Origin of the sequence: Aquimarina sp. AU58, assembly GCF_900312745.1 — a bacterium.
GTDB lineage: Bacteria > Bacteroidota > Bacteroidia > Flavobacteriales > Flavobacteriaceae > Aquimarina > Aquimarina spinulae.
In genome coordinates, this window is sequence record NZ_OMPD01000014.1 from 1,884,293 (window position 1) to 1,898,000 (window position 13,708).

The 13,708-nt window shown below is 33.1% G+C and carries 13 protein-coding genes; 5 read left to right on the top strand and 8 right to left on the bottom strand.

Annotation, left to right across the window (positions count from 1 at the left end):
• Positions 1 to 46: 46 nt before the first annotated feature.
• The 5 genes from DK441_RS19610 to DK441_RS19630 all read right to left on the bottom strand — a co-directional run bounded on the left by DK441_RS19610 (position 47) and on the right by DK441_RS19630 (position 8,143).
• Complete coding sequence (locus tag DK441_RS19610) at positions 47 to 670, bottom strand: hypothetical protein (protein ID WP_109852181.1); 624 nt, start codon at positions 668 to 670, stop codon at positions 47 to 49.
• Between the two features lie 105 nt (positions 671 to 775).
• The gene (locus tag DK441_RS19615) at positions 776 to 1,198 is read right to left on the bottom strand and encodes a DUF2141 domain-containing protein (RefSeq protein ID WP_109852182.1); all 423 of its coding nucleotides are present in this window, start codon (positions 1,196 to 1,198) and stop codon (positions 776 to 778) included.
• A gap of 29 nt (positions 1,199 to 1,227) precedes the next feature.
• A complete protein-coding gene (locus tag DK441_RS19620; protein ID WP_109852183.1) occupies positions 1,228 to 3,381 on the bottom strand; it encodes a TonB-dependent receptor in 2,154 nt (717 codons plus the stop codon).
• 212 nt (positions 3,382 to 3,593) lie between these two features.
• Positions 3,594 to 6,371, bottom strand: coding sequence for a S8 family serine peptidase (locus tag DK441_RS19625; protein ID WP_109852184.1), 2,778 nt, complete (start codon positions 6,369 to 6,371; stop codon positions 3,594 to 3,596).
• A 476-nt stretch (positions 6,372 to 6,847) separates the two neighbouring features.
• Positions 6,848 to 8,143: an NAD(P)/FAD-dependent oxidoreductase gene (locus DK441_RS19630; protein ID WP_109852185.1), complete on the bottom strand. Its 1,296-nt coding sequence runs from the start codon at positions 8,141 to 8,143 to the stop codon at positions 6,848 to 6,850.
• Positions 8,144 to 8,288: 145 nt separating this feature from the next.
• On the opposite strand from DK441_RS19630, the gene DK441_RS19635 reads away from it, so the two are divergent.
• Positions 8,289 to 8,783 carry an RNA polymerase sigma factor gene (locus DK441_RS19635; protein WP_034241766.1) on the top strand — a complete coding sequence of 165 codons (495 nt, stop codon included), beginning with the start codon at positions 8,289 to 8,291 and terminating at the stop codon, positions 8,781 to 8,783.
• A gap of 4 nt (positions 8,784 to 8,787) precedes the next feature.
• Entirely contained in the window at positions 8,788 to 9,411 is a 624-nt protein-coding gene (locus DK441_RS19640; RefSeq protein WP_109852186.1) for a hypothetical protein, read from the top strand.
• Here the strand turns inward: DK441_RS19640 and DK441_RS19645 are convergent, their stop codons facing one another.
• On the bottom strand, positions 9,412 to 10,596 hold the full coding sequence (locus DK441_RS19645; RefSeq protein ID WP_109852187.1) for an LETM1-related biofilm-associated protein: 1,185 nt from the start codon (positions 10,594 to 10,596) through the stop codon (positions 9,412 to 9,414). It abuts the gene before it with no gap.
• A 303-nt stretch (positions 10,597 to 10,899) separates the two neighbouring features.
• Here DK441_RS19645 and DK441_RS19650 point away from each other — a divergent pair, with 303 nt between their 5' ends.
• The 3 genes from DK441_RS19650 to DK441_RS19660 are packed head-to-tail and all read left to right on the top strand — an operon-like array spanning position 10,900 to position 12,457.
• Positions 10,900 to 11,604 (top strand): 2OG-Fe(II) oxygenase, encoded by a 705-nt coding sequence (locus tag DK441_RS19650; RefSeq protein WP_200822868.1) that lies wholly within the window; start codon positions 10,900 to 10,902, stop codon positions 11,602 to 11,604.
• A 3-nt stretch (positions 11,605 to 11,607) separates the two neighbouring features.
• On the top strand, positions 11,608 to 11,853 hold the full coding sequence (locus DK441_RS19655; protein WP_109852189.1) for an Ada metal-binding domain-containing protein: 246 nt from the start codon (positions 11,608 to 11,610) through the stop codon (positions 11,851 to 11,853).
• Positions 11,840 to 12,457, top strand: coding sequence for an alpha-ketoglutarate-dependent dioxygenase AlkB (locus tag DK441_RS19660; protein WP_109853578.1), 618 nt, complete (start codon positions 11,840 to 11,842; stop codon positions 12,455 to 12,457). The genes DK441_RS19655 and DK441_RS19660 overlap by 14 nt, the downstream gene beginning before the upstream one ends.
• 53 nt (positions 12,458 to 12,510) lie before the next feature.
• On the opposite strand, the gene DK441_RS19665 is transcribed toward DK441_RS19660, so the two are convergent.
• Positions 12,511 to 13,110 (bottom strand): superoxide dismutase family protein, encoded by a 600-nt coding sequence (locus DK441_RS19665; protein WP_108808596.1) that lies wholly within the window; start codon positions 13,108 to 13,110, stop codon positions 12,511 to 12,513.
• Positions 13,111 to 13,212: 102 nt separating this feature from the next.
• Positions 13,213 to 13,695 carry a YdeI/OmpD-associated family protein gene (locus DK441_RS19670; RefSeq protein WP_109852190.1) on the bottom strand — a complete coding sequence of 161 codons (483 nt, stop codon included), beginning with the start codon at positions 13,693 to 13,695 and terminating at the stop codon, positions 13,213 to 13,215.
• Between the last annotated feature and the right edge of the window lie 13 nt (positions 13,696 to 13,708).

The window sequence follows — 13,708 nt, forward strand, 5'->3', positions numbered from 1 at the left end:
CTCTTTTTATTTTAATATGATCAAGGGCTAATTTTTGATTTTAAAATTATCCTTTACAGTTTTCCTGAACACGTTTTACCTGATCTTTGCCCCATTTTGGGTAAAATGGAATATCATGTGATTCGTTTTCAAAATACAAGATAGCTTTTTCTATCTCAGGACAAAAGACTTTTGGGTCTTTACCGAAGAATTTTGCACCTCCCATTTTCCATTCGGCATGGTATAAAGTTGCTCTGGGATTTTTGGGTTCTAATACCTTTGCTTTTTGATATAATTGTTCAACTTTGGCAGACAATGTCATCCCATATACCGAAGGATTATATGCAACATATGCTGTGTTAAGTAATGCTTCCATGATTAATATTTCGGCATTGTCACTCGCATATGTTTTTGCTTCATTAAGATAATCCTGGGCTTTTTTTAATCTGGATTCTATAGCTTCTGCATCTTTTATAGTAAAAGTTGTAATAATATGAACTTGGGCAGCATAGTAATACGGTAGCCAGTTTTCTTTTTCAGCTTTCGCAATACGTTCAAAAAGGTTAATAGCCTCGTCTGGGTTTTTATCTCCCCATAATTCAAAAGCTTTAGTCATTCCTTTTTCATATGATGATTGGGCATTGGTTGCAGTAATGGTAAAAAAAGCAAGTATAATAACTATTGTTTTCATGATGGTTTAATTTTTAATTTATAGTGTAAAGATCATTAGTAAACTGATCTTTTTAAAGTAATTATGACCGAAGTGTATTTTTTAATGGATGAAATGTAGATACCATTACAATTTGATAGATTGTACGATTGCTTTATCAGAAATTAAGAACTTAGCATCTTCCCATTGTGGCGGTCCAAACTTTCCTTTTGCATTATTACTGGTCCCATATGGTTCTGTGGGGATGCTAAGAAAAGTATTAAGTTTCTGGTTATTATCAGTATCATGATATAATGAAATTGCGTATTCGCCTTTAGGGACATTTTTGAAAACAACTTCAACACTTCCGGTTTTGGCTTTAGTACTGATAGATTGGTATGTTTTATTCAGGAAATTATCTTTAGAATTATAGAGCCCTACCTGTATCGTACCCTGGTTAGATTCGATATTAGTGACAATAACAGTAAGAGAATGTTCTGATTCTTGAGCAATATTTGTTTTTGTACATAACATAAGCAATAGAATAACGGTAAATTTTAAAGTTTTCATAATAGTATAGAGTATAGTTTTACCAAGTTTTAAAGATTATCTAATTGATTATCGGTTTTATTATCACTGATGGTCCAGAAAAAACCAACGATAAAAAAGCGATCTGCATTAGGTCTTATAGCACGTCTGGAGAAGTTTCCATCGACATTGGGTGTATTTGCATACTGATAGTTAAAAACATTATCAAACCCCAATACATTAGAAACCGAGAAGTATAGGATCTTTTGTTGACTAATAAGGTATGCCCAACTCAAATTGATTGAATTATAAGTTTTTGTCTTTTCATTTTGAAATACAGATTGATTAGGATCGTTATAGGGTCTGCCAGAAGCAAAATTATAGGTAGCACTCATTAATGACTTCCAATCTTCAATCCAATATTTTGTAACCAGAGAAAGGTTGTGTTTTGCTGCAAAATTTGGAGTCGCTTTATTAGGATAATTTCTGTAATCTCTTTTAGTATCGAGATAAGAGTAACTGGCCCAATACTCGAGATTCTTGATAGATTTGTTATCTCGCCAGAAGATATCTAGTCCAGCAGCATAACCACTTCCATTGTTAGTATACAAACTGGTAAACTCTGGGCGATCTGTGTCAAATTTAACGAGTTCTTCATAAGATTTGTAATAGGCTTCGGCTCTAAAAGTTCTTCGATTATTTTGATATAGGTAATTAAAAATATAATGTGATGATTTTTCGGGCTCCAGGGTTTCATTATATTTTAAAACATCTTGTTGTGGTGCCTGATAAAAATCACCATATGCTAATGATATCTGAGATTTTGATGACGTTTTATACGCTAAAGAAGCTCTAGGTGAGATCTTGGTATAATCTAATAAAGTATTATGAACTCCGCGAACTCCTATTTGCATTGCTAGTTTTTTACTGAAAAACACATTAGCTTCGGTAAAAGCTGCAGTACTATTATTATCAAATGAACTTTTAAAAGTGTCGGCATCAGGAACAGAAACATTTTCTGAAAATGTAGTTACATATTGTTCTGCACCAAAATTTAATTTAAAACGATTGCTAAATCTCTTTCTTAATTTCAATTTAAAATGAAAGCTATTCTCATTATTATCAACATTGGTATTTACAATTTTAATATCGTTATGATCATTTGCAAAACTAGTACCAGTTGTGATAGTCCAATCGTTACCCAAGCTTCCTTTATACGAGGTATTGAGGTATAAATTCCTGTTTTTAAGCCCAAAATTAACTCCTTCTGGTGTATTGATATCTTCCTGAACAAGATCAAATTCGGCATAGTTTAAACCTCCGTATACTTTTAAAAGTCCTTTTTCAAATGTATGGCGGTATACTGCTTCTCCTGATAACGATTCGTATGGTTTTTTCCAATCTACTCGTTGTGATATAATTTCCTGATAGGGTTTTAGGTTGAGGTAAAAAGCATTAATACTTAGCGAGTTCTTTTTCCACTTTTGTGTATTTCCTACACCAAGACCAACACTAATAAATGATAAGTCTGTTTTTTCCTGATCGGGTTCATCGATAGTATTTAATAATAAAACACTTGATAAAGCATCGCCATATTCTGCAGAATATCCTCCGGTAGAAAAGTTAGTACCTTTAAAAAGAAAAGGCGAAAACCTCCCACGAGTAGGAATATTATTTGTGGTTGCAGCAAAGGGCTGAAAAACTCTAAGCCCATCGATATAGATATTAGTTTCATTAGCATCTCCACCACGTACAAAAAGTCTACCGTCTTCGGCAACTGTAGATGTTCCTGGTAATGTCTGAAAAGCACCAATGTAATCCCCTGCAGCACCTGCTGTAGTAACAATGTCTAAAGGAGAGAGTACAGAAGCCTTACTGTTATCCCCGGCAGAAAATGTTCCAGCATTAAGAACGACGCTACCTAGAGAATTTACATCTTCTCTTAGTGTAATTTTTAAGTTGTTCATTGCAGAGACATCGGTTAATATCGTATATGTCTCAAAAGAAAGAAAAGAAACGAGTAAGGTTTGAGGCCCTGTTTCTGAAGTGGAGAAAGAAAAAGCTCCGTTTGTATCAGAGGATCCTCCATCATAAGTTCCGTCTAGATAGACATTTGCTCCTTCGATCGGAATTCCTGATGCGTCAGTCACATTTCCTGTAATAGTAGTTTGGGCGTTTGTTGATAATAGAATTGTGATAAAGGCAAAGGTTAGTGCTAATTTCATGTATATAATAATTTTTTGATTGTGAGGTCAAAAATGGGCTATCTATATAAAAACTGAAATTGAATTTTACCGAACTGTAGAAAAATGATGATAAACTGATAAATATAGAGAAAGTACTAAGGAATTGATTAGGCTTATAGAAAGAATAAGGGCCGTTTGTAACAAACAGCCCTTAATTTTTTAATTAATTTAGAGAATAAAAACTCCTCTCATTAAAATATCATTACTTGTTTTGTAATACTTTTATCTTTACTATCGGTAATGATCAAGTGATATAAACCTTGTGGTAAATTGCTAGTATCAAACTCTTTCAGTAATTTACCTTTATTAGTATTTATTTGACTTTTTGTTACTATGTAACCCATATTATTGATTAGCTTAATGGTATAACTTCCTTTTTCTGGAATATTAATTTCTGCCTTGAACATACCATGTGCAGGGTTTGGAAAATTAACAACACTAAGAAGATCATTACCTGTAGGAGTTTGAATATTCTCATTAGCTATAGTAGAAATACGATTACCTTTAATATGTACCTTATAGTCTTCTACTTCTCCAAAAAATGGAGGAGTACATGGATCTGGATAAGTAAAACCACCAAATACATGAGATACTCTCAGTCCTGTAATTCCATTTTTTACATTGGTAGGTACGGTAAAGGATTGTGATATAGGAGCATTGCCATTAGTTATTCCTTCTAGAACGATTTCGTTATCAGAGAAGTTGCCATCTTGGTTGAAATCTATCCAGGCTCTGAGCCTGTTGTTACTTCCACCAAAAAATCCACCACCTGTGGCTGCATTAATAGTATAGGTGCTTCCTTTTTGAACATCGGTGGAAAGATGGGTATAATCCCCATATCCACCATCACTGCCAGAAGTGTTATTGATACTTCCTAGTTTTACTAAACTCGTATGGCTAAATGCAGTATTACTTCCTGTAGGATCACAATATAAAATATCTGGAGTAGTAACCGAAAATATAGCGCTATAACTAGTCTCACTTATTGGGTTTCTGGCTTTTATCCTAAATTCATAATCAGTTAATTGAGAAGTTGCTGTTTCAAACTCATTACTTTTAATGCCAGTGGTGGTGTTCCAATCTTTTCCTTTTTCTCTGACCTGTACATCATATTCTTTGGATCCATATACATGATCCCAAGTGAATTTGATAAGATTAAAACGTAAAATAGGAGCCTTGATATTTTCTGGAGCAGTTGATAAGTTAGGCCAATCTTGGGTAGTAACCCTGATAGGTGTTGTGTAATCGCTTTCTCCGGCAAAATTTTCTGCTTTGATACGAATCTCATACTCTGTAGTGGCATCTGCTTCTACTGTTATAGTCGTCTTAGTGGAGTTTTCATAAGTCGTCCAGTCGCCATTAATTTTTCTAATTTGTACGTCGTAATATACAGCAGTATTTACTTTGTCCCATACTAGAGTGATTCTGGCAGGTTCTATATTAGAAGCTTTGAAATTTTGTGGAGCCGGAGGCGGCTCATTAGAGGCCGCTGATACTGCTTTTAATGCGTTGATAGTACCTGTGCCTAGTTTACCTTCATAGCCAGGGTTGAGTTGATCTATAGGATCAGTAGCTTGCGTGAGCAAGGTTCTTAGATCTTCGTTGGTAAGGATACCATAGGCCCGTGATAATACTAGAGCAGCTACTCCTGAAACATGGGGACAAGCCATCGAGGTACCTGACAAGTGGCCGTATTTATTATTAGGAAGAGTACTTAGTACACCTGGCGAACCTCCTCCTCCAGGAGCAGAAACATCTATCCAGCTGCCAAAGTTAGAATAAGAAGCTCTCTTATTATTTTTGTCAAGTGCAGAAACAGCCAAACAACGTTCGTATTTTCCAGGGTAAAAATCACCATCTTTATTAGCATTACCAGAGGCAAAGATTGCTAGTCCACCTTGCATAGCAGACCCAGTACCTCCAGCTTTGTCTGTAAAATAATCAATGGCATCTTTGAAATCTGCAGGAAAACTTGAACCATCTAATCCCCAACTGTTTTGAGAAATGACAGCACCATTATCTGCAGCGTATACAAATGCTTCTGGGTTAACTTCTCCTATATTGGATAATAATACTTGGCAAACCATTAGTTTTACACCATCTCCTTTTCCACTACCTCCAGCTACACCAGAGACACCTATGTTATTATTGGTTTCTGCTCCTACAGTACCAGCTACGTGGGTACCATGCTCACCAGGAGAAATTTCACCTTTGTCCTGATTGAAATTGTATCCATAGTAGTCATCTACATAACCATTATTATCATCATCTATATTATTACCACGAATTTCGCCTTCATTAATCCACATATTGTTTTTTAGATCCTCATGGTTATAATCAACACCTAAGTCAGTGATCGCTACAACTACATTGGGGTTTCCTGTTACCAGTTCCCATGCATCGGGTAGTTTTATGTCTGCTCCCGAAGTACCACCATTCTGGCCAGTGTTATTATAATGCCATTGCTCCCCAAACTTAGGGTCATTAGGAGTGAATTTTTTTTTGTCTCCATCTCCATTTTTTGTTGAAGACGACCCAGATAAAGTTGCTTTATGGATATAGGAAGTTGTATTAATTTCGGATAAAGAAGAAACCTTCTTCACTAAACCCTCTAAGTCGGTATTTTTATTAAATTCTACTTCATACCAGAGATGTAATCCATATTTTTGATGTTTGGCTTCATGTTTTCCTCCATGACGAAAGACTCTTCTCATTTTTGTAGCCCCGAATTTCTTACATATCTCATCAAAACTGGTAATTCCTGTTGGAACGATACCTTCGAATCCTGGATTATTGATACGTAACTGTTTAACTGACTTAGTGTGCTTTTCAAGGGTGTTTTGTTGATTTTTATCGAATTTTACTCGAATACTTCCTTTTTTTATACCGGCTTTCGAAAATGAATTTTGACCATAAGAAAGATACATTGTGAGCAATCCAAATAGGACTACTAAAACTTTAGTTTTCATAATTATTAGGTTTTAAGATTATGTGTTGTGATAATATTATATAGGTTTAGGTTAATATTATATCTATACAGTATTACCGTTTATTTAATATAGATATTTTTTAAAGAGTGTATGTGCTGTACTGTGTTTGTACATTAGAAGTTATAACATTTTATGCTTGAATAAAGGTAAGAATTATGCTACTTATTTATTTGGTATTTGTTGACAGTAGAAAATTATAGAAGAATATAAAAACACTAGAAAAATACTATGAGTCTATCTCGTTTATCAAAATTTTAATTTTTGCAAAGAGTTATATTGGTTGTGGTGTAAATTAAAATGTATTCTTAAGTACTATTTGATAATAGGTCTTGATCTGTCACAAGGTTTAATATGATGATTTCATATGAGTTCGAAACCAGAAAAAAGGGAGGGTTATCTGTAATAAAAACTTTAGATTTAAATCAAAACCTTGAAAAAAGTGATTTCATTATAGATTACACTCGTTCTATAGTATTTTCCTTATTCTTAAAAGGTCTAACAATTAATCGTGCTGCCTTATCATAATTAATATAATTATATACCCAATTAAAAAAAGTAACAAATCGATTTCTAAAACCTACCAGGAACCATAAATGAATAAACATCCATATAAACCAGGCAAAGAACCCTCCGAATTTAAATTTTCCGATGTCGACTACAGCTTTATTACGACCAATAGTAGCCATAGATCCTTTATCAAAATATTTAAAAGGGACCATGTCTTTACCTCTAAGGTAGCGTTTTAAGTTTTTGGCAAGATGGCTTCCTTGCTGTATTGCCGGTTGTGCAACCATGGGATGCCCTTTGGGATATTTTTTAGTTTCCATTACAGAGATATCACCGATAGCAAAAATATTTTCATACCCATCGATCTGATTAAATTCATTTACTTTATATCGATTGGCTCTTGGTATTAGAGATTTTGCATCTATTCCAGATACAGGAGCCCCAGTCACACCAGCAGACCATATAAAAGTAGCAGTTTTAAGAGATAAATCAGTATTAGTACTTACTATATTATTTTCATAATGTTGTACCTGTGTGTTGGTATGAATATGTACTCCTAGTTTTTTTAAGAATTTAGCTGCTTTTTCCGATGCATGTTCGCTCATAGGAGGGAGTACACGAGGGGCACCTTCTATTAAATGAATTTCCATATCATCAAAATTCATATCGGGATAATCTCTGGGAAGCACATTTAATTTTAATTCTGCAATTCCTCCCGCTAGTTCAACACCTGTTGGACCAGCACCTGCAAGAACAAAGCGCAGCAATTCTTTCCTTTCTTCTGGATCTGTGGTAATTACTGCCTGCTCAAGATTCTCAAGCATTAAACTACGTAAATTTAATGCTTGCGGTAGATTTTTCATTCGCATCGCATTATTTTCTATAGTAGTATTTCCAAAAAAATTGGTTCGCGCACCGGTAGCAATAACAAGGTAATCATAAGAAATGCTACCGATATTGGTATGTATATTTTGAATATCCGGATCAATAGTTGTTACTTCGGCCATTCTAAAAAAAGTATTTTTACCTCTTTTTACAATTTTACGAAGCGGATATGCAATAGAATCTGGTTCTAATGATGATGTAGATACTTGATAAAGAAGCGGTTGGAAAGTGTGGTAATTATGTCTGTCTAATAAGACCAGTTGTACATCTTCTTTAACCATTTTTCTTGCTAGTGCAACTCCGGCAAAACCCCCGCCAATTACGACTAATCTGGGTAAATTGGTATGTGGAATATTCATAAGATATATGTTGTATCACAAAGATAAAGTGATAAAATTATATACCCTACAGAATACTTGTATTTATGACTAAAATTATCATACTTTTATTTTTATTTGTAACATAAACGTTTTCTTGACTACATATAAGAAGTAACCGACCAAAGTGAATAAAGAATTAGAACATAGTTTTGTAACCAATCTTGAGCAAAATCAGAATATTGTGCACAAGGTATGTAGAATATATACCAGTGATCCAGATTCGCATAATGACTTGTTTCAGGAAATAACGATTCAGCTATGGAAAGCATATCCTAAGTTTAGAGGAGATGCAAAATTTAGTACCTGGATGTATAGAGTTGCATTAAATACTGCAATTACATTATACAGAAGATCTAAAAGAAGTATTAAGACCGCAGATCTTGATACGATGAATTTTAAGATAAAAGCTGAAGAATATGATGACGAGGTAGAGCAACAACTTAAACTAATGTATGCAGCAGTAAAACAATTAAATGATATAGAGAAAGCTTTGGTTTTCTTATATCTTGAAGATAAATCATATAAAGAAATAGCTGATACCATGGGTATTAGCGAGGTAAATGCCCGAGTAAAGATGAATAGAGTAAAAACGAAGTTGAAAAAAATATTAAATCCGTAACCCCATGGATGAATTAGAGCTATTAAAGAAAGACTGGAAGAAGCAAGAAGATGTGCTTCCCAGATTGTCTTATACAGAAATATATAAAATGATCCTAAAGAAATCTTCTTCTATTGTAAGATGGATTTTTATCATTAGTATTTTAGAATTTCTATTATGGGCTTCTTTGGATGTCATATTTAGACTAAACGGAATGTATTCGAAGGTAGAAAAGGTAGATATGGGGTCATTCTCCCTAATAGCTTCGATTGTTTCTTACGGTATTTTGTTATACTTTATTACTCGTTTTTATATCAACTATAAGAAAATAAAGGTTACCGATTCTGCTAAAGTATTAATGGAAAATATTATAAAAACCAGAAGAACGGTAAAACGATATATCTGGGTAAATATTAGCTTTTTTGCATTAGCAATGATTGCTACTATGAGTTATGCGCTTATATTCACAGAAACATTTCAGAATAGCTCTGCCGAAAACCAATTGCCAGTATGGTTAATTGTAGTAGTTACTTTATTAGTTACTTCAGTATTTATAGGAATAATAGCATTATTCTATAGAGTTATTTATGGGATTTTTACCCGAAGGTTGAAAAGGAATTATGGAGAACTTAAAAAACTTGAGATATAGTTATTTATTCTCATTAAATGCAGAAGGTAACAGCTGAGGAATAAACTTGACTAGTAAGGGCAATAATAAACTTCCACCTGGTAAAATAAAAATAGCCAAAGAAGGTATCGTTTTACAGATATCAAGGAGTTGTTTTTTTACTTGTTGTTTTTCTTCCTTAGATAAATCTCGCATAGTAGATTGCCCTAATAAAATCATTAGATCTTTACTTTCTGAGATTTCTTTAATAAGCCTTTTTTTATTCCTTAATATCAATATACTTACTGTTCGAGAGGTCTGCTGGTAAAAATGTAATGCAGGATTCGAGTAATTAAAAAATGAAATATCTTCTTTATGTTCATTAATAAACGATTGTACCAAATTAATCGATTCTGCTATTACCGTACGAGGTAGCTCAAGCTCTGTCCCTAGAGCGAGCATAAAACTCTGTTCTCCTGTATCTACTTCTCTGTCATTCCAAACAGCTAAACTGGTAAGATCCAGGATATATTTTTTTTCAATTTCATCGGTATATGGATCTAATTCTATATAATCAAAACTAGCTTCTTCTTCTGTAGAAATATTAGTATATCGTACAGAAGATGAAAATAACTTAACTAAAAGTTTGTCGTATTCGTCCTGCTCTTTTTTAGAATTTAGCGCAAGAAAAACAGTATTTGTTAGAGTTTCTTCTAGTTTGGCAGCATACCCAAAAGGATCCTTATCATGTATAAGAAAATACTCAAAAGCTAACACATCAATAAATAATAATGCATTTGTTAATAGATGACTAAAGTTTTTCTTAAAAACAGACTCATTGGTTTGTATACGGGCATGTATAATTTTTTCGAGTTTTTCATTTTTATTCCCAGGAAGTATATTCCCCAAAGAAAAAATAGATTTTTTGGTATCTAAAAAATCATAGAACTGCACAAGTGCATCAACACAATCATTTTTATCGGCATTTTCGATTGTATCATAGTAGGTAATTACTAATGCAGCGAATAAATTGATCTTTGTCTTTTCTTCTTCAGAATAAACAATATCAGAATCATTAACTATAATAGTATCTATAGAGGTACCATAGATAAAACCTATTCGTCTTAAATCGAGATACAGCTCATCAAATGACCATTGAGGTAAATTAGGGTCACTATCGAGATCTCGTAAAAATTTTTCTATCCAACCCGAAGTTGAAGGATTCATTGATTAATGATTTGTTACAAAGTTAATTTTATTTTGATGAAATGCTATTTTGAAAAGTCATTAAAATGTATAAAGAAAAATGAAATTTCTATAATGCTATAATGGTACAGGAACAAGTCTTATGTAGCATATCAAAAGATAGTAAAATTGTATTAGAATACAAGATTATTAAGTTACAGCAGAACATTTATATTAATAACAACGCAAGAAACGGGTTTTAAGAACCTGATAATTATAGGAGTTTTACGATTTCAGAGAAAAGTATGAATAAAAACATGTAGAGGCACAAAAACGGTGAAAGAAATGCAACGTAAAATAGAAACTATAGATTGGCAAATAATAACCGATGAAATGCATAAAAAAGGATATGCCATTATCCCAGAATTTCTTTCAGAAAATCAATGCAGTGAAATGATAGACCTATACGATAATCCGAAAGGTTATCGTAAAACAGTAGTGATGGAACGATACAGATTTGGTTTGGGAGAGTACAAATATTTTGCTTACCCATTACCAGAACTCGTACAGGCTATAAGAGAAAATATATATCCAAAGCTTGCTCCAATTGCTAATTTATGGATGAAAGTATTAAAAATAGATAAGATCTTTCCTAAAACACTTCGGGAATTACGGGCATTATGCCATTCGAATGATCAGGTAAAACCGACTCCGTTGATTTTGAAATATGGAATAGGAGGATTTAATACGCTACATCAGGATATGTATGGAGACGTGTATTTTCCTCTCCAAACTGTTTTGTTTTTAAACGAACCAGATGAAGATTATACAGGGGGAGAATTTGTAATAACACAACAAACTCCAAGAGCCCAGTCTAAAGCTATTGTTTTAAAACCTAAAAAAGGAGATATGCTTATTTTTACAACTAATTTTAGACCTGTAAAAGGAACAAAAGGGTATTATAGGGTAAATATGAAACATGGAGTGAGCGAGTTACATAGTGGTAAGAGGTATACCTTAGGAGTAATTTTTCATGATGCTGTTAGTTAGAAAATGATACAACACAAGGAAATAGGGAGTATAGACTTACGAAAAAAAATAAAGCAAAAAGAAATTTGCTTTGGCGGTAACCGAAAACTTAAAATTTATGGAACTTTGAAATGCCGATCGGGAAAGAGAATGAAACGAGAAAACCGAGTGTTTTTTGGGTCAGAAAATGAAGCAAAGAGCCATGGATACAGACCCTGCGGACATTGTATGAAAAATGAATATAAAAAATGGAAGAATGGATTTATTTAGTCATATTATAGATCATGAAAAAAATATATTGCCTTATGATGGAATTGTAAATTATTATGGGAAATTGATGTCATCACAGCAAGCCTATCATTATTTTAATCGCTTACTAGAAAATATAGAATGGAAAAATGATGAGGCTATTATTTATGGTAAACGAATCATAACCAAACGTAAAGTGGCCTGGTATGGAGAAAAACCATTTGAATATACATACTCAAATACTACAAAATTGGCATTACCCTGGATATCAGAATTGTTAGAGTTAAAAGAGCTTATCGAACAAAAAACTAATGAAACATTTAATTCTTGTTTGCTTAATTTGTATCATACAGGTAGCGAAGGAATGGCTTGGCATAGTGATGCCGAAAAGGATCTTAAAAAGAATGGAGCAATTGCATCATTAAGTTTTGGAGCAGAACGAAAATTTGCCTTTAAGCATAAAATTACAAAAGAAAAAAGAGCATTGGTTTTAGAAAATGGGAGCTTGTTAATAATGAAAGATACAACACAGACTAATTGGCTGCATCGTTTGCCCCCAACAAAAATGATAAGCACCCCACGGATTAATTTAACTTTTAGAACCATAATTGAAAAAGATATATAAAACAAAAAGAGGCTATTACATAATAGCCTCTTTTTGTTTTATAAGATAAAATTTTATTGGATAATACCTCCACAACTCACTCTGCTACCAGCAGCACCAGAAGGTTGAGAAGTAAAATCATCTATACCTTGATGTACGATAATTGCTTTACCCACAATATTCTTTTTATCATCATCACAACCAATACACCATTCATTAGTAGCAAAAGTGATATTACCATTACCACTTGCATCAGCTTTAAAATTTCCTATATCTCCCTTATGGTATCCTTCTTTTGCACCCCATTTTCCATGTGATTCCATAGTTGGATTCCAATGTCCTCCTGTAGATTTACCATCAGCCGATGTACAATCTGCTTTTTCATGAATATGGATAGCATGCTCTCCTTCATCTAGCCCCGTTAATTCTGCTACCATATTTACCATACCTTCAGATTCGGTAAAAATAACTTTACCCGAAACCTTACTATCACTTTTTGGTTCTAGAGCAAACTCTATAGTCTTTGTGATATTCTCTTCTTCTTTTTCCTGGTCCGTAATAGTATCTACATTTTCTTTAGTATTCTCCTGATCTGTAGCTTCTTTCTTTTCTCCTTTACAACCAAATACAGCTATTGATAAGAAAGCTAAGACTACCAATTTTAAAGTTTTCATAATTTTATGATTTGTATGTCGTTTACAAACGTAATATAATGCAGTTTTAGTTTATGACAAAAAAATAAATAAGAAATCCCCTAGCATTATAAAATAAGTAAATTATATTCTTTTTACGAGTTCTTTATTATCGCGTATACCTCGTTTTAGATTTTCGGTAATAATTAGAGCTTTATCAATTCGGGATTGAGAGTTTTTTATTTTTAGAATATAGTAAATTAAGCTTCGCTTTTTTCCATCGGTTAAAGATTCGAAGATCTCAAAAGCTTCCAGGTCACTTTGTAAAACAGCATCAAATTCTTCTGGCATTTCTACTCCGTATTTGGTAGTGTCTTCGTGCAATGTAACTTCAAAAAAATCTGTAGGAAAAACTCCCGTTTTTTTTTGATTTTGTTTGTTAAAAGTAATATGGTAATTATTTTTCCATTTTTGTAAAGCCGCATGATATCGTACCGACACCGTATTAAAAGTAATTTCTACAATCACCCTTTTATGCCCTTCTTCTATAAGGTATTGTGCAATTTTATTGGGTATAATAATGCTATGACTAGAATAGAGTGAAGTTTTAAAAATATGAGTTTTCATTGCTTTTAAATTT